Genomic DNA, 19,428 nt, shown 5'->3' with positions numbered 1-19,428 from the left:
CGGTCAGGGCGTCAGGGTCTCCACCCCGTCGTCGCGGCCGATGAGGGCCAGGTCGGCGAGGTCGAGGAACAGGCCGTGTTCGACCACGCCGGTGATCAGCTTCAGGTCCGAGGCCAGACGGGCCGGGTCGTGGATCACCCCGCAGGCGGCGTCATAGATGACATTGCCGCCGTCGGTGCGGACCACGCCGCGCTCGGCCTGACGCAGCCGGGCCGGCATGGCGATGTCGTGGTCGGCGAGGACGTCGGCGATGCGGTTGGCCGTGGTCTTGTGGCCGAAGGCGACGACCTCGATCGGCAGGGCGAACCTGCCCAGGGTCTTCACCACCTTGGCCGCGTCGGCGATGACGAGGCAGCGGTTCGAGGCCTCCCACACCAGTTTCTCGCGCAGCAGGGCCGCGCCGCCGCCCTTGATCAGGGCCAGGCCGGGTCCGACCTCGTCGGCGCCGTCGACGGTCAGGTCCAGACGCGGTGTGTCCTCCAGCGTCGACAGGGTCAGGCCCAGCTCACGCGCCAGATCGGCGGTGGCCTCGGACGTCGGCACGCAGCGCAGACCGGTCAGGTTGCGGGCCGCCAGCGCCTTGACGAACCAGGCGGCGGTGGAGCCGGTGCCGAGGCCGACGACCATGCCGGGTTCGACATGGGCGGCGGCGGCTTCGCCGGCGCGGCGTTTCTGGTCGTCAGCACTCATTGTTTCGCCGCCTTCTTGGCTCGCATGGAGTCCATGAACCGCCGGGCCCAGCCCGGCTTGGCCGTCTGTTCGCCGCGCCCCAGGGCCAGGTCGCCGGCGTCGACGTTCTTCGTGATGACCGAGCCCGAGCCGACCATGGCACCGGCCCCGATGGTGACCGGGGCCACCAGGGCGCTGTTGGAGCCGATGAAGGCCCCCTCGCCCACCGTGGTGCGGTGTTTGAAGAAGCCGTCATAGTTACAGAAGATGGTCCCGGCCCCGATATTGGCCCCGGCCCCGACCTCGCCGTCGCCGAGATAGGCCAGGTGGTTGGCCTTGGCCCCGGCCCCCATCTTGACGTTCTTCACTTCGACGAAATTGCCGACCTTGGCGTTCTCACCGAGATCCGCGCCGGGGCGCAGCCGGGCATAGGGGCCGACCTCGGCCCCGGCGGCAACGGTGGCCCCCTCGATGTGGCTGAAGGCGCGGATGCGGGCCCCGCCCGCGATCTTCGCCCCGGGGCCGAACACCACATAGGGCTCGATCGTCGTGCCGCCGCCGATCTGGGTGTCGTACGAGAAATGCACGGTGTCCGGCGCGCTCATCGTCACCCCGGCGGCGAGGAAGGTCTCGCGCTGGACGGTCTGGAACAGGGCCTCGGCCACGGCCAGTTCGGCCTGGGCATTGACGCCCATGACCGCGTCCTCGGGCGCATGGACCACCCGGGTCGCGGCACCACGCCGGCGGGCCAGTTCGACGACGTCGGTCAGATAGTATTCCCCCTTGGCATTGTCGTTCCTGACCTCGGCCAGCAGCTCAAACAGCAGGGCGGCGGGGGCGGCCATCACGCCGGAATTGCACAGGGTCAGGGCCAGGACCTCGGCCGAGGCCTCCTTGGCCTCGGTGATCGCGGCCAGGGTGTCACCCTTCATGACAAGCCGGCCATAGGCCCCGGGATCGCGGGCCTCGAAGCCAATCACGGTGATTCCGTCCTCTCCCGCATCGGGGCCACCGAACACCGGCTCGATGTCGGCGGCGGTCAGCAGGGGCACGTCGCCATAGGTGACGACGACATCGCCCTCGAACCCGGCCAGCGCCGCCTCGGCCGCCCGCACCGCATGGCCGGTGCCGATCGGCGGGTCCTGGACGGCGATGGCCGCCTCACCCAGCCGTTTGACCACATGGGCACGGACCGACGGGGAATGGTCGCCGACCACCACCACGATCCGCTCGCAGCCCAGGGCCTCGGCCGCGTCAATGGCGTGGTCCAGCATGGCGCGGCCGCCGACCGGGTGCAGCACCTTGGGCAGGGGCGACTTCATGCGCGTGCCCTGGCCGGCGGCGAGGATGATGGCGGCCCGGGGCCGGTGTGCTCTGGTCATGAATCGGTCCAGTCCTTAGTCGTCCCCGGGGTCTAGCCCATCGGGCGGACAAACGGGAGACGGCGGCATGAACGATCCGGCACGCGACCTCGAGGGCTGGACCGTGGCCTTCGATCTGGACGGCACCCTGGTCGAGACCGCGCCGGACCTGATCGGCACCCTGAACCGGATGCTGGCGGCGCGCGACATCCCGCTGATGCCGGTCGCGGCGGCCCAGCACCTGGTCGGCCACGGGGCGCTGGCCCTGCTGCGGCACGGCTTTCTGGAGGCGGGCGCGCCGTGGGATGAGGCCGAGGCCCAGACCCTGCTCGAGGAATTCCTCGCCGACTATATCCAGAACATCGCCGAGTTCAGCCGGCCCTATGACGGGGTGATTGCGACGCTGGAGCGGCTGGCGGCGCGCGGCGCGATCCTGTGCGTGGCCACCAACAAACGCACCGACCTGTCCGTGGCCCTGATCGCGGCGCTGGACATGACCCGGCATTTCGCCGTCATCTGTGGCCCCGACCTGGTCTCGGCGCGCAAGCCCGACGGAGCCCATATCCGCGAGGCGGTACAGATGTCGGGCGGCGACCCGGCCCGCACCATCATGATCGGCGACGGCGCGCCGGATGTGCAGGCGGCCAGGAGCGCCGGCGTGCCCAGTGTGGTCGTCAGCTTCGGCTACACCCCCATCCCGGCGAAGGATCTGGGCGGGGATGTGCTGGTCGACCATTTCGACCAGGTCGAGGCGGCAATCAACGGCCTGATCGGCGATGCGCGCGGGCGTCAGGCCATCTGACATCTTGCCAGCACGGGACGCCCGGGCTATGTCGCCGCCTCCCCCGTCCTGACGGGGCCCGATTGATGGATGCGTAGCTCAGCGGGAGAGCACCTCGTTCACACCGAGGGGGTCACAGGTTCAATCCCTGTCGCATCCACCACTTTTACCATTTAAAAGCAGCAACTTACCAGACCCACTCTCTCCGTCCACGGAGGGTTTTTCGTGAATATTCGCGTTTGTGGGGCAGTAGTGGGGCAGTCGATGCGTAAGATCCTTGCGCGGGACGTGACAACATCCCCTGAAATGCGTTGATGCGGGCCTGTTTGCGGCCTGATTCGACCTCACCGCCGCGCCAGCTTTTTGCAGGGCGTTTCATCGGGGCAGGCCCGACCTCTCCGGATCCGTCGCGATCGCTCATTTTAAGGAAACCCGATGGCATCCATTCCGGACCACCCCAACGATGCTGGAGCCTGGACGCGCCTGGAAGGCCGCGAGGGGTTCGCCCTGTGGCGCCGCGAGCGCCAGGAACTGGCTCCCGTGACGATGTACTATGTCGTCGCACCGCCTCGTCAGAGCGAAATTCTCTATGACGAAGCCACGGCGCGCGCTCGCTTCAACGACCTCGCCGGCGTCTCCGACGCGGACGGCGTCATCTCGTAAGGGAACGCCACGCACTTGCGCGCCGCCCCCCGGGCGGGGCCTTCAGCATCACCCGAACCGGTGTCGAGGTCATGTCTGTGGCGGGCGATAGGCATCGCCGACGCCTTCTGCTCTATTCGCCGCATGAAGCCCGCAACCATCTTCGTCGCCCTGGGGCTGTTCGCCGCCGCCTGCACGGCGACCGGCTCGAGCAACAGCCCCCATTCCGGTCCGGTCATCAAGCTGGCCAGTTGGAATATGGAGCATCTCGCGGAGCGGAATAACTCCGGATGCCGCCCTCGCACCGACGCCGATTATGCGGCGATGCGGGCCTATGTGGACGACCTCGGCGCCGACGTCATTGCCATTCAGGAGGTCGAGACAAAAGCCGCCGCGGAACGGGTGTTCAACCCTGCGATCTATACTGTGGTGATCGAGGACCGGATCGGCACGGATCGCGGCGGAGCGTGTCGAGGACGCGACGGGCTGACGATCAATGCCCAGCGCACCGGGTTCGCGGTTCGCAACGGTCTGGCATTCGAACGACATCCCGACGTCACCAACATTCAGGTGAGCAATCCCGACCTTCGCTCAGGCGTCGACCTTATGGTTCGGCCCCGGGGCGGTGCGCCTATCCGGGTGCTTTCGGTGCATCTGAAGTCGGGGTGTTCGTCCGGAGACCGGAACGACGCCTGTCCGGTCCTGTTCGAGCAGGTTCCGGCCATGGAACGCTGGATCGATGACAGAGCCGTGGAGGGGGTGCGTTTCGCAGTGCTGGGGGATTTCAACCGGCGCATGGGCATGGCCAATGACGCCGTCTGGGCCGAATGGGACGATTCATCTCCGCCGAACTCGGACCTCGCCCTTGCGTCGGGCGACGAGTCCGCAGGATGCAATCCTCGCTACCGGGACTTTATCGACTTCATCGTCCTTGATCGGCGGGCAACCGCCAACCTGAGAAGCTTTGAGGAACGGACGTTCGGTGGCCAGGCTCTGAGCGATCATTGCGCGATTTCGGCCACCCTGAGCCTTCGCTGATGCTCGATCCGGGTCCCTTGCAGCGAGGGTGGTCCCGGTTGCGAACGGCGTGGTCGCGCAATGATGGAAAGCCCCGCGAGGAATGGGCTCGTGGACCCGACCTCAAGGAAACGGTGTTGATCGGCGCGCTGCTGGTCGTCATGGTCCTGACCGGGCTGGCGACCTGCAGCGCCATGGGGTCAATCTAGACCGCGTCGCGAGCGTCCGGCAGACGATCGGTCTCTGCCATTTATCCCCCGCCTGCCGTTGGCGCGGACTCTCGCAGAGGGCATAAGCGCGCGCCAAGATCGTGATGACCGCGCCCACTGTTTCCTCCGAGCGGGCCTCGCTCATAGGTGGGCGGAATTCGGGTGACTTACGAAAATGGAGGACCGGTTCCGCCATGGGAGCGCGGACCGGTGAGCTTGCGTGAAACTGTCTGAAGGTGATCTCGCAAGGAGCCGGCCGGGATAAAAATGTCCGTAGCGGTCTCCTAACCAGCCCCTATGTCCGTCAAGCTCTCCTAGTGAGCCGGAAAACGGTGGCAAGGACGTAGGGGCTAGATATCAAGGTGTCCCTGCTCCCGCTCGATCAGGTGCCCCGGGCACTGGCGGCGCGCGACACGCGCGGGCTCATCAAACTGGTCGCGGACAACGCTACGGACAGTCTCCTCGGCGGGCAGATCATGGCTCCCGAAGGCGAGGACGCGCTTCAGACGATGGTGCTGGCGATCAAATACGGCGTGACGGCGCCGAGGTGGGGGCGACGATCTTCCCTTACCTGACCAAGGTCGAAGGCCTGAAGCTCGCGGCACAAACCTTCGACGTGGATGGCTCGAAGCTCTCCTGCTGCTCGGGGTAAAGCCAGCTGATGGCCGTCGGCCGAGTCAGTAGCACGCTCAGTGGCATGGACCTCCGGGAACCCTCGGCCCTGTCCTCGCCTAGACGCAGCCCTTAAACCCCGAAAGCTTTCATAATTGCGCGCCTAAGTCCCATTTTCTTGCTAAACAGGGATGGAGGAGCCGCTTAATGCCCAAGTCCCCCGTGCAAGACTTTCCGGAAATCTTCGTCTCCACCAGTGAGACGGCGACCGCGGTGTCGCGCGCGGTCAGCCAGGGCGAGCTCCGGCAGATCGGGTCCAAGCTGTATACCCGCAATCTCGTGGACCCGCCCGAGCAAATTGTCGGGCGGCATCTATGGACCCTTGTCGGCGCCTATATCCCCGGCGCGCTGATCGCCGACCGAACCGCGATCGAGAACAAGCCGGCGGCCGACGGCTCGGTCTTCGTCGTTTCCGATCGCAAGCGCGACATCGAATTGCCGGGCGTGACGATCCGGACCCGCCGAGGGGCGCCCCCTCAGCCCACCGACCTTCCGTTCGTCGGCAATCTCTTCCTCTCCTCGACCGCGAGGGCCTATCTCGACAACATGGCCCCCTCCCGTCGGCGCGGTGGAGACGTACCGCGCACCCTGACGCGCAGTGAGATCGAAACCCATCTCGACACCCTCATTCGTCGCGGGGGCGATGAAGCGGCCGACAGGCTCAGGGACGAGGCGCGCCGGATCGCGCCCATGATCGGGCGCGACGTGGAGTGCGAAACCCTGGAAAGACTGATTGGAGCCCTTCTCGGCACGCGCGATGAGCCCCTGGTCACGGACGGAGCCCAGGCGCGCCGTTCCGGCTTTCCCTTCGATCCTGAACGGCTCGCGCGTTTCGAACTTCTGCATCGGGAACTGAGAGCAACGGCGCCCGTCATCCGCCCCGCCGCCGAACGTCCGGCGGAAGGACGGTCAAGCCTGTCCTTTTTTGAGGCCTATTTTTCCAACTTCATCGAAGGCACGGAGTTCGAGGTCAGCGAAGCCGCCGACATCGTGTTTCGCAACGTCATCCCCCGTGACCGTCCTTCCGACGCTCACGACATCCTCGGCACCTGGAGGCTGGTTTCAGATCCTGTCGAAATGGCCAGGACGCCGCGCGACGCTCCCGAGTTCTTCGATATTCTCAAACGTCGGCATGCCGCGCTTATGGCCGGCCGGCCGGACAAGAATCCGGGAGCCTTCAAGCAGGAGGCCAATCGGGCGGGACAGACCACATTCGTGGACCCCGCTCACGTCGAAGGCACACTGACCCGCGGGCTTGAACTCTATCACAGTCTGGAAACACCCTTCGCCCGGGCCGTCTACATGATGTTCCTGGTGTCGGAGGTTCACCCCTTCACGGACGGCAACGGCCGGATCGGCCGGATCATGATGAACGCCGAACTCGTCGCCGCCGACGAAGAGCGCATCATCATTCCGACCATCTTCCGCAGCAACTACCTGACAGGACTGAAGGTGCTTTCAAACAGCGACAATCCAAACACCCTGATCCGCAGCCTGGATTTTGCTCAGAAATGGGTGGCGGCAGTTCCCTGGACCGAAATCAGCGCCACGCAGGACGTCCTGGACAGCTGCAACGCCTTCATGGACCCGGCCGAGGCCGACGAACGCGGCATAAGACTACGCCTGCCCCAGACCTTCTAGACGGGGATTGTCGACCTACCCGGCCTGGCTCCGTGGCATCGCACCTGGCCGTGCCACGCTAGAACCCGAAATCGATCTGGTCGGCGCAGGCCGGTCGCTTGCGTCGCCGGGGCGCCGACGCCGGCGCGGCCGGCCCAGCAGGCTCCGGCGAGACCCCGCCCGTCGCCACGACCGCCGGCTTCTCGGGCTTGCGACGCGGCGAACGCGGGGTCTGGATCAACTTCGGCTCCCGGGGTCGGGCCAACGGCTTGGGATGCGGCAGGCCCCGGACCGTCCGGGTCGCCTTCCACGCCGTCAGCTCGCTTTCCCACCAGCCCACCCGGTTGGGGGAAATCCGCACGGGTTCGGGAAAATCCCCGACCTGCTGCAGGCGCCATGCGGTCGACCGGCTGAGGCCGGTGACATCCCGGACCCGATCCCACGGCAACAGCCGGTCCTCCGGCCCGCCCGTCTCGATTGGTTCGCCTTCGGGTTCGAACGTCATGACACGCCTCCAAACATCTGGTCAGCAACCGCTTCGAAGACGGTGCAAAGCGTTCGAGCGTCGACCGCGGCATCGACGCAATCGCGCCTCGCCCATCGCCGGGCCACCGCCTTGACCGTGAAACTGGCGGCAGGGTCCGCCAACAGAGCCGCGATCGTCGGGGCCGTCGCGGCATCCCGGCTCAACCGGTCAGCCACGACGGCGCCCCCTCGCCGCGGGCGGCGCGGCGGTGCGGATGTCCGAAATCTGCGACCGCGCCCAGTCCCGCAACAGGTCTTGCGGATAGAAGGGCCTGGACCGGATGTGACGGCACGGGGGACCATTCCCGCCCGTGGACCACAGCCGCGCCAGGGTGGCCGGTTTCAGTCGAATCCCGAACGAGCCCAGGAAGATCGAGGCCTCCGCCCGCGTCAGCAGCGGCTCGTCGATCGCCGGAGCGATCTCCACCCCATCCTCCGCCTCCCCGGTCATTGCCCGGCTCCGCGGGGACGGCACTGCCGGGCATTGACGACGCCCTGGCCCGCCGTCAGCGCCAGATAACAATCCACCACAGTCGCAACATAGGCCTGGGTCTCGGCTATGTCCGGAACCCGACCCAGTCTCGCCACGCGCGCCGGGCCGGCGTTGTACGCCGCCAGCGCCAGCCTCAGATCGCCGAAGCGCAGGATCTGTCGCGCCAGATAGTCGGCCCCTCCCCTGAGGTTTTCGACGGGGTCGAACCGGTCGACCACGCCCAGCTCCCGGGCTGTGTCCGGCATCAGCTGGGTCAGGCCGCCCGCCCCGACGGGGGAGCGCGCATCCACCCTGTAGCCACTTTCCGTGATGACCAGGGCGTGAAGCAGCTTGGGGTCCAGTCCGTGCGCCAGGGCGGCGGCCTCGATGGCGTCGCGAAAGGGTTGGTCCAGAACCGCCAGCCGGGGAACCTCCAGACTGTCCAGGGCGTCCGTGACGGCGGGCTCGACCGCCGGCGTCCCGAACAGACTTCCTCCGGCCCCGGCCCAGTCCACCTGCTGGGCCGTAGCCGAAGCCGGCGCAGTGATCGCCAGGGCGGCTGTCGCGATCCAGAGCCTTCTCACCATGTCAGCATCTCCCGATAGACGCCGGTCACCCGCGAGCGAGCGACCGGACCAAAATAGCGGCTGTCGAAGCTCGACGGCGTGTCGCCGAGCAGGAACAGTTCTTCCTCGCCGAGCCGGCGGCACCCGCGCCATGTCGGCAGGGCGACGCCGCCCCGGTCCCGGTCCTGGACGACCAGTGTGCGCCCAGGCGTGACCAGCTGGTCGTCCCGCCGGCAGACGGTGTCGCCGCCGACGGCGGCGACCCGTTTGATCAGCAGCAGGTCGTCGGGCATGCCGAGCCGCTCCAGATAGGCGCGGACGGCTGACGGTTGCGGGACGGCGACGACCGCGCCGTGCCCGGGAGCGGCTCCCGGCAGGCGAACGTAGACGCCCCGCGGCAGGCTGGCGCTTTCATTGATCAGCACCGGCGCCGGTCTGTGATCCGCAACCAGAGCCAAACCGGTCAGGGCGACCAACGCCAACCCCGGCGCGATCCAGTGCTTGCTGTTGGTCCGGGAGGCGGTCATGGCCGATAGGGCTCCAGGATCAGGTCCCGGGTGATCATGACCCGGACGAGTGCCCCTGCCCGGAGCCGGATCGAAGGCCGGACCTCCAGTTCGCGGTCCACCAGTCGCCCGCCGACCTGGGACCCCTCGATCGCCGCCGCGTCCCCGGCGTCGCCCAACAGGCCTCCGGATCCACCGCCGTCGTCATCCCGGGCGATCTGTCCCAGGGTGGTGATGGCACCGGCGAACAGCGTCCCCACCAGCAAGGGCCACAGCCGGCGATCCACCTGGCCGCGGACGCCGACCGCGCCCTGCGCGTCCACGCCCGGCTCACTGGTCAGGATCAGACTCTTGCCATTGGGCAGGATCAGCCGTTCCCAGGTGAGGAAGGCCCGGCGGTCGCCATAGGCGCTCCGTCCCTCCGACGACCCGATCAGCCGCGTGCCCTGCGGCAACAGCAGATGGCGACCGCTCACGGAGTCATAGACATTCTGGGTGACGGTCGCGATCACGGGGCCCGCGCGCGAGGTGTCCACGGCCGTCAGAAGCGCTGCGGGAACGATCGCGCCGGCCTTCAGCTCGAACGGCGACAGCGGCGCCACCAGCACATGGCCATTGTACATCGCGTCATGATCCGGACTGACGACGGGCGATCGACCCGCGCCGGACACTTGCGGGCCCGCCCTTGAGCCCGCGGGCGAAGCTCCCGTGTCTGCGAAAAACAGGCCGGAGCGGGCCGCCTGTTCACGCGGGCTCGGTCCCTGATCGCGCGCGGCCGCCGCCGGCCGATAGGCGGGCTGATAGGACCCTGCGGTCCGCACAGTCGGCTCGTTCGCCCCGGCCGGTTCAGTCTGTCTGTCCGCGATGCGCGGATCAGGCAGACGATCATAACTGGCCGGCTGGTCGGTGACCGCCTCGGTGGGCCGGACGACACCGCGCGTCTGCTCCTCGCGCGCTTCGGCCTGCCGCGCCCGGGCGCTGTCGCGCAGCTCCGGCTGGACCACGAAGGCCCAGGCCAGGGAGCCCGAGACCAGGACGGCGCCGCCGATGACCAGAACCTGGACCACGGATTTACGCAGGCGCACGGCATGAGGCGGCGCCGCCCGGGCGGTCAGGCCCGGCGCGGGCTCCTTGGGCGGGAGAGACCCCGGGGCGGACTGAAGGGGATCGACGTCGGTCATGAACGGGCTCCTGCAAGGCGACGGATACGGACGACCTGGGGCCGCCGGTCGCCCAGACGCAGTTCGGCCCGGTCGAACACCCGGTCGACGACGTACAGGCCGCCGACCTGCCGATAGTTGACCATCTGGGCCTCCCCGTCCGGGGCGATGACGAACAGGACCGGCGCCTCATCGACCTGCAGGTCCGCATCGAAGGTGATGAAGGTCCGCCGGCCGTCATTGAACACCGAGGTCGGGGTCCAGCGCGGACGCCGGCCCCGGGACTCGATCCGGTAGCGGGCGTCGAGCTCGCCCTGCGGCATCACAACGGACTCGCGGACGGGCGCAGCCGCACCGGCGTCCACCGGCGCGCCAACGGCCAGGATCGAGTCCGCGTCCCAGGCCACGGCGGCGTTGAAGGCGTCGACCCCGCCGCTTTTCAGATCAATGAGATACACCCGCCTGTTCGTTGTCAGGATGAGGTTGGTTTCCAGACCTCGCTCAAGAGGTTTGAGGAGCACATGGGTCCGCTGACCCGCGCCTTCGCCGGACACCGCCTCGCCGATCTGCCAGCGCACGGTGTCGCCCGCCGCCTTGGCCACCAGGGTCTCGCCCGGGGCCAGGGTCAGGGTGGTGACCCGAAGCGGGGCGGTCCAGACCTCGAAGACCCGGCCCGGCGACCAGGTGAAGACCTGGACCCCGCCGACGAAGGCGTCCTCCCGCGACGGGGCCCGCGCCGTCGCATTGGCCGCGGCGATGGCCCGCCGCCCGGTTGCGCCGGCCGGCGCGTCCGCGGTCGGTGTGTCCCCGGCCCGCAGCGGCACCGACGACGTGACGGTCGTCGCGCGAGCCGGCGCCGCCTCGTAGGACTGTTCCGTCGGCGAGAGCGCATGAGGACCCTCGACGCCTGCGGCGGCCGGTTCGGCGCCGTCGGTCGATGTCGACGTCGACGTCGACACCTCTATTGGAACAGTGGCGGCCAATTGGGCCGACCAGGGCACCGCGGGTGCCGGGTCGTGGCGGAAAACCGCGCAGCCTGACAGCGACAGGCCCAGAGCGGTCAGGATCAAGAGGCGTCGGGGGTCCATGATACATCCTCGATTTTCAGTCCAAGGGGGTTCTTCATCAGCTCGGCCTCCGTGCGGGGCGGCTGGACGGTCGTGGTGATCAGGGCTCGCCAGCGCTCGGTCCCCGCCGACTGGCCATTGACGAAGCGGGTTTCGCGCCATTGCAGGTCGAACGTGCGATCCGTGCGGCGCACCACGTTCAGAATCTCGACATTGACCGCCTCGCGCCCGACCTCGGCGAACGGGTCGTGAGCCTGGGCCCAGGCGTTCAGGAAGGCTGCCGCCTTCGGCGTCATCAGGTCATAGGCCCGCAGCCAGTTCTGGCGGATGACGATGGGATCGATCGACTTGGAACGGACGTCGCGGACCCATCCCGCGAGGGCATGACCGATCTGGGCCTCATTGGGCTCATAGCGCCCGCCGATGGCGGTGATGCGCTGGGTCTCGCCCCAGTCGGAGACCTCGACCACGAAGGGCTTCACCACGGCCCGGTCCGCCTGCACCCACCAGCCTGCGCCGAGGAAGCCGGCCAGCACCAGATTGGCCAGGGCGATACGGCGCCAGTTGCGGGCGTGGGCCAGAGACAGGCCCATGCGGTCGTCCCAGACCTGGCCGGCCCTCTGGTAAGGGGTTTGCTCAGGCGCGGAGGCCAGGGCCCGCCTGGGCCGGAAGAATGGGTGCATCTCAGGACTCCTCGGTCTTCAGATTGGGCGACAGGACGCCGCTGGTTTCGCCGGACGGGAGCAACCCGCGCCCGGCGTTGGCGACAAAGAAGGCCTGCAGGGCCGCGGACCGTCCCCGCAGATTTGATCCAGCGGCAGTGGCCGGTCGTGACGCGGCCCGATGAAAGTCCGCCCGGGCGGTCCGGGCCTCCGCCGCGATCGCTCCGGGCGAGCGACCGCCGCCGCTGGATGATCCCTCCGCGCCGGACCACGGGGTCGCCTCCGCCGCCGGTTCACCCGCCCCGCCGTCGGCCGCTGCGCCGTGCGGCCGCCAGGCCGCGGCAGGCTCATTGACGCCGCTCGCGCCTGACGGCGGAGGCGGGGTCATGGCTCCGCCCGAGGGACGGCGTGGCCCGGACGGCGGTGGATTGTCGTTCGAAGGCGTCCCGGTCGATGAGGGGCCCGGCGGGTTCGGCGGCAGGGGCGGTCGTCCCGAACTCGCGCCCGCCGCCGCGCGCGCCGGCCCGGCCAGACGAGCCGCGCCGCCGGCCGCCATGGCGCCGGCGCCGGCGATCCCCGCGCCTGCCAGGGCTCCCGCTCCGCCGACAGCCAGGGCGCCGGTCAAGGCCGCACCCGCGCCCAGCGCCGGGCCGCCCGTCACCAGGGCCGAAGCCAGGTTGGGGATGAACAGGGCCAGCATGGCCAGCAGGATGGCCGCGACCAGTATGGTCAGGGCCTCGTAGATGTCGGGATTGGCCGAGGGCTGGAGCTGGTCGAAGATCGCCCGCGCGCCCGAGACCACGATGGCCAAAGCCAACACCTTCAGCCCGGACGAGACGACATAGCCCAGCGGCCGCTCGGCCAGGAAGGCGGACTTGTTCCAGATCCCGAAGGGCAGGAGCACGAAGCCGCCCAAGGTGACGATCTTGAACTCCAGCAGGGAGACGATGATCTGCAGGGCCAGCACGGCGAAGGCCAGCATGATGCCGATCATGGCCAGGCCCAGGATCAGGGCGTCGGCCATGTTGCCGACGATATCCAGGGGATTGTCGACGGGTGCCGGCGTCTCGCCGAGCGCCTTCACGATCTCCCAGCCCTGGGCCAGGATGGCCCCGGGATTGAGGAATTCCTCGCGGCTCAGCGAGCCGCCACCGGCCGTCAGCCCCAGCTCCAGAAAGCCGGCGTAGACGGTCTCGGACAGCTGCTGCCAGTCGTTGATCAGCCAGGCGAAGGTGCCGATCAGCAACACCTTGCCGAAGCCGGAGGCCAGGACCTCCCGGTTCGGGGACAGCGCCCACTGAATGCCGGTCAGGGCGACGACGAGCACGATCAGCAGGCCGAACACCCCGTTGACCGACCCCTGGAGGGCGTCGAACCCGGCCGAGATGGTGTTGGAGAACACCACCATCAGCTCATTGGGCGTTTCAACTCCGACCGTCATCGCCAGACTCCCTCAGTCCTGGGCATGGGACAGGGGATTGAAGCGCGGCGCCGTCGGTGCCCCGGCCTGACGGCCCCAGCGCTGGCGACGGGCGGCGTCGCCGGAGGCCCGGTCCGCCGCATCACGCGCCGTGGCCTCGGCCAGCAGGCGGGATTGGGCCAGCATGATGGTGCGCAGCGCCGCCAGGTCCTCGGCCAGGACCGCCAGAAGCTGGTTGGACGATTGCACCGCCGCCGTCTGGCCGGTCGCCGCCTGACTGGCCGACAGGGCGCCGGCCAGGCGTTGCGACCGCCCCTGCCCCATCCGCTCCAGTTCCGCGGCCGTCCGGGCCACATCCTCGGCCGTGCGGCGGGCATTGGCGGTCCTGGCCTGGCCCTGCTCCAGCAGGCTCAGCATGTCGGAACCCGACAGGTCCTCGGGATACAGGTTCCGGAACTGCTGCTCCAGGCCGCTGACCGAGCCGGCGATCCCGCGCGCGGTCCGCGCCAGTTCGGCCATGTCTCGCAGCGACTGGCTCGACTGGGTCAGGTGGCTGTAGGGCGAGGCGGCCAAGCTGCGCGCCTCATTGGCCAGGCTCTCCAGCTGACGCGCCGCCTGCAGCGCGTTCTCGATGTGATTGCGTGGGTCGAACACGACCTGTTGGGCCGGGGCCGGCGACGATGCCAGCAGACTGACCGCCGCGAGGCCGGTCCCCAGGATCGAGGCCAGCCTATTCGGCCGCGAGCGGGCCGGCGAAGGCGTCGAGAACGGAATCCACATTTTGCACTCCCTTGGCTTTGAGGAATTCACGGGCGAAGCTGCCCGGTCGGCGGTCGTCAGATCCGGATCGCTCCAGAATGTCGTCGATCAAGGTCTGGTCTTCCGGCGCGCTCGAGCCGCACAGGGCGAGCGCCACGCCGGTCAGTCTCAGGTCGAACAGCCGTCGCCCGCGCGGCTGGCGCCAGTAGTAGGCCCGCTTGGGGGTGGCGAAGGCGATCAGCTCCAGCTGACGCCGGTTCAGGCCAAATCCGCGGTAGAGCTCGGCGGAGGCTGGCTCGAGGGCGCGGGGATTGGGTAGAAAGACCTGGGTCGGGCAGCTCTCGATCAGGCTGGCGGCGATCGGGGAAGCCGCCACATCGTCGAGACTCTGGGTGGCGAAGACCACGCAGACCCGCTTCTTGCGCAGGGTCTTGAGCCATTCCCGGATCCGGGCGGCGAAGGCGGTCTCGCCCAGGAACAGCCAGGCCTCGTCCAGCACCAGCAGTGTGGGCCGGCCGTCGAAACTCTGTTCGAGATGATGAAACAGGGCCGAGAGCACCGGCGCCACCGCCGACGGCGTCCCCATCAAACTCTCCAGTTCAAAGGTGTCGAACCGGGTCGGCGTCAGGGCTTCCCCCTCCCCGTCGAGCAGCGCGCCGTGTGGCCCCTTCAGGGTCAGCGGCTCCAGGGCGGCGGCGACTGCCTTGTCCTGGACCAGGGCGCAGAACACCGTCAGCGTCCGCTGCGACACCGGCGCCTCGGACAGGGCGGACAAGGCCAGCCAGATCTCCTCCCGCACTCTCGGAGCCGGCTCCAGCCCCGCCAGCCGCACGGTCTCGGCGATCCATTCCGACGCCCAGGCCCGCTCATCCTCCCGGTCGATCCCGGCCAGGGGCTGGAGCGAGACCCTGGCGCCCGGCTCCAGCGCCTGCCATCGCCCTCCGGCCGCGAGTGTCGCGGCCCGCGCCGACCGGCCCTTGTCGAAGAACACGACCCTGGCCTGCGGATAACGGAACCACTGCAGGGCCAGGAAGGACAGCAGGGCGCTCTTGCCCGATCCGGTCGGGCCCACGACCATGGCGTGGCCGACGTCGCCCACATGCAGCACCAGCCGGAACGGCGTCGCGCCGGTCGTGCGCGCCGTCGCCAGCGGCGGCCCCTGCAGATTGGCGTCCTCGGCCGGCCCCGCCCAGACGGCGGAGACCGGCAGCAGATCGGCCAGGTTCAGGGTCGAGACCAGAGGCCGGCGCACATCGGCATAGGGTTCGCCGGGCAACGAGCCTAGCCAGGCTTCGACCGCATTGAGATCCTCGATCCGGGCCACCAGCCCCTGGGCGTTGAGCGCCGCCTCGATCGCCCTGGCCTTGGCCGCGGCCCCCGTCTCGCTGGCGTCCAGCACGGTGACGGTCACGGTCAGGTAGCCGAAGGCGCAGCTCTCGGCCCCCAGGGCAGCCAGTGCGCCGTCGCATTCCTCGGTCTTGGATGCCGCGTCCGTATCCAGGAGCGGCACCTCCTCCTTGGTGATGGCCTCGCGCAGCAGGACGCCGACGCCCTTGCGCTTGGCGAACCAGCGCTTCCTCAGCTTGACGATCTCCCGCTCGGCCTCGGGCTTGTCCAGGCCGATCCAGCGCGCCGTCCAGCGGTATTCGAACGGCAGGGCCCCCAGCGCGTCGAGCAGCCCGGGCCGGGTCACCGACGGCAGGCCCCGCACCGAGACCACCTTGAGCCAGCGGTCGCCCAGCCGGGGCGCCACCCCGCCAGTCAGGCCGGCGTCGGCGAGCCAGGCGTCGAGGAACATCGGCGTCTCGGGCGGCCGCACCGCGAAGGGTTTGGGCGAGACGCTGTCGTGAAGCCAGGTCAGGAGGTCCGCGTCGTCGAGCCGCGTGATCTCCGGCAGGGCATCGGACAACAGGTCGAGCGTCGTATCGGCCTCGCGGCCGAAGGTCGCAAGCGAGAGCCGCCAGTCGTGGCCGCCCTTGGCCAGCCCGTCGAACAGCCACCGCTCCATGCGGCGGGTCTCGTCGGCCGGCGGCAGCCAGGTCAGGGCCAGGCGAAAATCCGTCTCGAAGGCCGGATCGGCATCCTCGAAGCGGATGCGGCGCTCGGAATCGAGCAGCCAGGCCACATCGAGGTCAAAGGCGCTCTCCGGATAGGCCGTGGCCGGACGACGGCGCGCCTCCATATGCAGGCACCAGCCGGACCCGAGCCGTTTCAGCGCGTTATTGAGCCGGGCCCGCACCGCCATCAGTTCGTCCTCGGTCGAGGATTCCAGGTCGGGTCCCCGAAACCGGAACCCGGCCATGAACGAGCCGTCCTTGTTGAGGACCACGCCGGGCGCGACGAGGGCGGCCCAGGGCAGATGGTCAGCCAGGGCGGCCGGACGCCTGCGATGCTCGTCGAGGAACCGCATCGCGCCCTCACCCGTCCAGATGGCCGGGCAGCGCCAGATGACGGCGCAGCACATCGAAGAAGCGCCGGTCGGACCGGGCGGCCCACAGGCCGATCGCATGGGCGACCGCCCACCAGAGCAGGCCCAGCCACCAGATCCGCAGGGCCAGCCCCAGCACCAGGGCGATCGTGCCCATGGCGATGGCGTAGCCGCGCGGCATGCCGGCCATCAGCACCGGCTCGGCCAGGGCCTGGGCCACCGGCAGTTCCCATCCGTCCGGCCGCGGGTCCATCACCCGATCTCCACGCCGCCGGCGAAGCCGAAGAAGTCCAGGAAGAAGGTCGAGGCGGCGAAGGCGATCGACAGGCCGAACATGATGCCCAGTCCCCGGCGCATCGACGAGCCGTTCTCGCTCATAGCGATGCCGGCTCCAAAGACGACCACGGCCACGACCGCGGCGGCCTGAACGACCGGTCCCGTGATCGACTGCACCACCTGCTGCAGCGGCCCTTCCCAGGGCATGCCCGAGCCTCCGGCGAGGGCCGGTCCGGCCAGCATCAGGCCACACGTCATCGCTGCGCCGAACAGGCGGCGCCCCAGTCTCCGTTGCATGATCTGCTTCCCTTGTTTCAGCGCAGGTCACCGCGCGGCGACTCATTGCAAGCAAATAATCCCGCGGACTGTCAATCATTTTATGTAAGTAAATTCAGTGACTTGCCGACGACTTGTTGACGACTTGCATCAACTCTGGAAACAACTTGGACTACGTCGGTCCCGACGACCCATTCCCAACTCGCCGGATGAGTTGCGACGACTGGCGGTCGGTCTCCTCGTGACGCAGCGCTCTCGGTCACTCGCGGGGTGTGCAGCCGCAGGCTGCTGATGGCGATGCCCGCCTTGCACCAGAACGACCGGGCTTTCGCCTTCGCCCTTCTCCCCAGACCCGGCCAGGAGTCCAGGATTAGCCGTTTTATAGTACGAGAGTTTGATCACTCCGGGTGCTCAAACAGAGCGTCCGGATGATCCAACATTTGACATTTCTTCACTTTGAGCACCATAAGTGCTCAAATGTCAGGTAAGCTAAACAAGCTGGAGCGGCTGTTGCCGGAGGGGCTGGTGGTGGACTCCGCCTGGCTCAACGAGCACGGCTACTACAATTCGCTCCGCGCCAAATACGTCGCCGCCGGCTGGCTCGAGCAACCCGCCCGCCGCGTCTATCGCCGCCCGCGCGGCACGCTTGACTGGCGCCTTGTCGTCCTGTCGCTGCAAACGCTGCTCGACTACCAACTTGTCGTAGGCGGCCGCACCGCGCTCGAACTCCAGGGGTTCGGCCACTATTTGAGCCGCGAGGTCCAGGAGGTTCATCTGTACGGCCTGACCCGGCCGCCGACCTGGCTGAACGACCTCAAGCTCGGCGTCGCCTTCCTTTATCACAATCCGGCCAGGCTGTTTGGCCACGCCGCCTGGTTCGGACTCCGGGGCGAGGAGCCTTCCGGGCCGGCGGATCCCTTTGCCTGGGGCCAGGCAGGCGTGGCCGAAATGCCCATAGGGCACTGGAAATGGCCGATGCTCGTGTCGACGCCCGAACGCGCCCTGCTTGAACTGCTCGACGAACTTCCCGACCGCGAGACGTTCGATCAGGTCGACGCCCTGGTGGAGGGCCTGGCCAATCTCAGCCCGCGTCGCCTGCAACTGCTCCTCGACGATTGCCGGAGTATCAAGGTCAAACGCCTGTTCTTCTTCTTCGCCGATCGACACGGCCACGGGTGGCTGAAGCGGCTGGACCGAACCTCGATCAACCTCGGCAGCGGCAACCGCATGCTGGCCAAGGGGGGCCGGCTTGACCCGACCTACCGCATCACCGTGCCGGAGGATTTCAATGCCGTTCGGTGATCTCTACGAGCGCCAGGTCCGGCTGTTGATCCGCACTCTGCCGTTCGTTCTGGCCGAGACCGAATTCGCCCTGAAGGGCGGCACGGCCATCAATCTGTTCGTCCGCAATCTCCCGCGCCTTTCGGTCGATATCGATCTGACCTATCTGCCCGTCCACGAACGGGCCGAGTCCCTGGCCGCGATCGACGCCGGCCTGAGGCGGATCGCGGCCTCCATGGCCGAACGACTGCCCCGCGTCGTGGTGACGCCTGGCCAGGCGCGGCCCGAAGGCACGATCGACAAACTTCTCGTCGCCGCGGACGGAGTCCAGATCAAGATCGAGGTCACGCCCGTATTGCGCGGCACGGTGTTCGCCGCAGAACTGCGGGACGTCGCGCCGGCTGTGGAGGACCGGTTCGGCTTCGCCGAAGCCCGGATGGTCTCGCTCCCCGACCTCTATGCCGGAAAGATCACCGCCGCCCTGGACCGCCAGCACCCGCGCGATCTGTTCGACGTGCGCGACCTCCTGGCCAATGAAGGCGTGGACGATCAACTGCGGCAGGCCTTCATCGCCTATCTGATCAGCCACCCTCGCCCGATGGCCGAAGTGCTGCGCCCGCGCCGCAAGGATATCGCCGGGGAGTTTCAGCGAGGCTTCGTCGGCATGACGCTGGAGCCGGTCATCCTCGACGAACTGATCGCCGCGCGCGAAGCCCTCACCACGATCGTCGTCGATGATATGCCGACCGCGCATCGCGAATTCCTGATCGGCTTCAAAAGCGGCGAACCGGATTGGTCCCTCATAGGCCTGCCGGGCATCGCCGACCTGCCGGCGGTCCGCTGGAAGCAACGGAATCTGGACCAGCTCGCGCCCGGCCGGCGGGACCTGCTGGTGGAAGGGCTGCGCGCCGTCTGGCCGTCGTAAAGCGGCGCCGTAACCGGAACGATCGCGCCCGGACATCGCCTTCCTGGCCGGACTGACCGGACCTGCGCATGGCCGCGCCGCCGGCCGAGCCCACATCAACAGGCCGCGGCGGCGAAGCGCTTCTCCAGGCGTCG

Annotated in this window: 21 protein-coding genes and 1 tRNA gene; 8 read left to right on the top strand and 14 right to left on the bottom strand. The window is 68.5% G+C overall.

Annotated elements, in window-relative coordinates; all coding sequences use genetic code 11:
- Positions 1–3 precede the first annotated feature (3 nt).
- Positions 4–690: a ribose-5-phosphate isomerase RpiA gene (gene rpiA / locus PSV00_RS01705; protein WP_300444029.1), complete on the bottom strand. Its 687-nt coding sequence runs from the start codon at positions 688–690 to the stop codon at positions 4–6.
- Positions 687–2,063 (bottom strand): bifunctional UDP-N-acetylglucosamine diphosphorylase/glucosamine-1-phosphate N-acetyltransferase GlmU, encoded by a 1,377-nt coding sequence (glmU, locus tag PSV00_RS01700; protein ID WP_300444288.1) that lies wholly within the window; start codon positions 2,061–2,063, stop codon positions 687–689. The genes rpiA and glmU overlap by 4 nt, the downstream gene beginning before the upstream one ends.
- Positions 2,064–2,118: 55 nt before the next feature.
- Between glmU and PSV00_RS01695 the strand changes: the two genes are divergently transcribed.
- The 6 genes from PSV00_RS01695 (at position 2,119) to PSV00_RS01670 (ending at position 6,992) form a co-directional block, all read left to right on the top strand.
- Positions 2,119–2,832, top strand: a complete 714-nt coding sequence (locus tag PSV00_RS01695) for an HAD-IA family hydrolase (protein WP_300444027.1) — start codon at positions 2,119–2,121, stop codon at positions 2,830–2,832.
- 67 nt (positions 2,833–2,899) lie between these two features.
- A tRNA-Val gene (locus PSV00_RS01690) sits at positions 2,900–2,974 on the top strand.
- 272 nt (positions 2,975–3,246) lie between these two features.
- Positions 3,247–3,474: a hypothetical protein gene (locus PSV00_RS01685; RefSeq protein ID WP_298748091.1), complete on the top strand. Its 228-nt coding sequence runs from the start codon at positions 3,247–3,249 to the stop codon at positions 3,472–3,474.
- Between the two features lie 15 nt (positions 3,475–3,489).
- Entirely contained in the window at positions 3,490–4,491 is a 1,002-nt protein-coding gene (locus PSV00_RS01680) for an endonuclease/exonuclease/phosphatase family protein (protein WP_300444025.1), read from the top strand.
- 550 nt (positions 4,492–5,041) lie between these two features.
- Complete coding sequence (locus PSV00_RS01675; RefSeq protein ID WP_300444023.1) at positions 5,042–5,254, top strand: hypothetical protein; 213 nt, start codon at positions 5,042–5,044, stop codon at positions 5,252–5,254.
- 244 nt (positions 5,255–5,498) lie between these two features.
- Positions 5,499–6,992 carry a Fic family protein gene (locus tag PSV00_RS01670; RefSeq protein ID WP_300444021.1) on the top strand — a complete coding sequence of 498 codons (1,494 nt, stop codon included), beginning with the start codon at positions 5,499–5,501 and terminating at the stop codon, positions 6,990–6,992.
- Between the two features lie 58 nt (positions 6,993–7,050).
- On the opposite strand, the gene PSV00_RS01665 is transcribed toward PSV00_RS01670, so the two are convergent.
- From PSV00_RS01665 to PSV00_RS01610, 12 genes are all read right to left on the bottom strand, one after another.
- The gene (locus PSV00_RS01665) at positions 7,051–7,476 is read right to left on the bottom strand and encodes an AlpA family transcriptional regulator (protein WP_300444019.1); all 426 of its coding nucleotides are present in this window, start codon (positions 7,474–7,476) and stop codon (positions 7,051–7,053) included.
- Positions 7,477–7,665: 189 nt separating this feature from the next.
- The gene (locus tag PSV00_RS01660) at positions 7,666–7,947 is read right to left on the bottom strand and encodes a hypothetical protein (RefSeq protein ID WP_298748079.1); all 282 of its coding nucleotides are present in this window, start codon (positions 7,945–7,947) and stop codon (positions 7,666–7,668) included.
- A complete protein-coding gene (locus tag PSV00_RS01655; protein WP_300444015.1) occupies positions 7,944–8,555 on the bottom strand; it encodes a lytic transglycosylase domain-containing protein in 612 nt (203 codons plus the stop codon). The genes PSV00_RS01660 and PSV00_RS01655 overlap by 4 nt, the downstream gene beginning before the upstream one ends.
- Complete coding sequence (locus PSV00_RS01650) at positions 8,549–9,061, bottom strand: S26 family signal peptidase (RefSeq protein ID WP_300444013.1); 513 nt, start codon at positions 9,059–9,061, stop codon at positions 8,549–8,551. Before PSV00_RS01650 ends, PSV00_RS01655 begins: the two co-directional genes overlap by 7 nt.
- Positions 9,058–10,221 (bottom strand): TrbI/VirB10 family protein, encoded by a 1,164-nt coding sequence (locus PSV00_RS01645; protein WP_300444011.1) that lies wholly within the window; start codon positions 10,219–10,221, stop codon positions 9,058–9,060. Before PSV00_RS01645 ends, PSV00_RS01650 begins: the two co-directional genes overlap by 4 nt.
- Entirely contained in the window at positions 10,218–11,288 is a 1,071-nt protein-coding gene (gene trbG / locus PSV00_RS01640) for a P-type conjugative transfer protein TrbG (protein ID WP_300444009.1), read from the bottom strand. Before trbG ends, PSV00_RS01645 begins: the two co-directional genes overlap by 4 nt.
- Complete coding sequence (gene trbF, locus PSV00_RS01635; RefSeq protein ID WP_298748064.1) at positions 11,267–11,950, bottom strand: conjugal transfer protein TrbF; 684 nt, start codon at positions 11,948–11,950, stop codon at positions 11,267–11,269. Before trbF ends, trbG begins: the two co-directional genes overlap by 22 nt.
- A gap of 1 nt (position 11,951) precedes the next feature.
- Positions 11,952–13,370, bottom strand: a complete 1,419-nt coding sequence (gene trbL, locus PSV00_RS01630) for a P-type conjugative transfer protein TrbL (protein ID WP_300444007.1) — start codon at positions 13,368–13,370, stop codon at positions 11,952–11,954.
- A 12-nt stretch (positions 13,371–13,382) separates the two neighbouring features.
- The gene (locus tag PSV00_RS01625) at positions 13,383–14,129 is read right to left on the bottom strand and encodes a conjugal transfer protein TrbJ (protein ID WP_298746804.1); all 747 of its coding nucleotides are present in this window, start codon (positions 14,127–14,129) and stop codon (positions 13,383–13,385) included.
- Entirely contained in the window at positions 14,080–16,572 is a 2,493-nt protein-coding gene (gene trbE / locus PSV00_RS01620; protein ID WP_300444005.1) for a conjugal transfer protein TrbE, read from the bottom strand. Before trbE ends, PSV00_RS01625 begins: the two co-directional genes overlap by 50 nt.
- A complete protein-coding gene (locus PSV00_RS01615) occupies positions 16,526–16,789 on the bottom strand; it encodes a VirB3 family type IV secretion system protein (RefSeq protein WP_292098465.1) in 264 nt (87 codons plus the stop codon). Before PSV00_RS01615 ends, trbE begins: the two co-directional genes overlap by 47 nt.
- Positions 16,789–17,109, bottom strand: a complete 321-nt coding sequence (locus PSV00_RS01610) for a TrbC/VirB2 family protein (protein ID WP_292098464.1) — start codon at positions 17,107–17,109, stop codon at positions 16,789–16,791. Before PSV00_RS01610 ends, PSV00_RS01615 begins: the two co-directional genes overlap by 1 nt.
- Positions 17,110–17,565: 456 nt before the next feature.
- On the opposite strand from PSV00_RS01610, the gene PSV00_RS01605 reads away from it, so the two are divergent.
- Together PSV00_RS01605 and PSV00_RS01600 are read left to right on the top strand one after the other, a co-directional pair.
- Positions 17,566–18,390, top strand: coding sequence for a type IV toxin-antitoxin system AbiEi family antitoxin domain-containing protein (locus PSV00_RS01605; RefSeq protein ID WP_300444003.1), 825 nt, complete (start codon positions 17,566–17,568; stop codon positions 18,388–18,390).
- A complete protein-coding gene (locus PSV00_RS01600; protein ID WP_300444002.1) occupies positions 18,377–19,294 on the top strand; it encodes a nucleotidyl transferase AbiEii/AbiGii toxin family protein in 918 nt (305 codons plus the stop codon). Before PSV00_RS01605 ends, PSV00_RS01600 begins: the two co-directional genes overlap by 14 nt.
- Positions 19,295–19,428: the final 134 nt, after the last annotated feature.

It is taken from the genome of Brevundimonas sp., assembly GCF_029945885.1.
GTDB lineage: Bacteria > Pseudomonadota > Alphaproteobacteria > Caulobacterales > Caulobacteraceae > Brevundimonas.
Note: the sequence above shows the minus strand (reverse complement) of the source record. Positions and strands in the feature narration are given on the sequence as shown.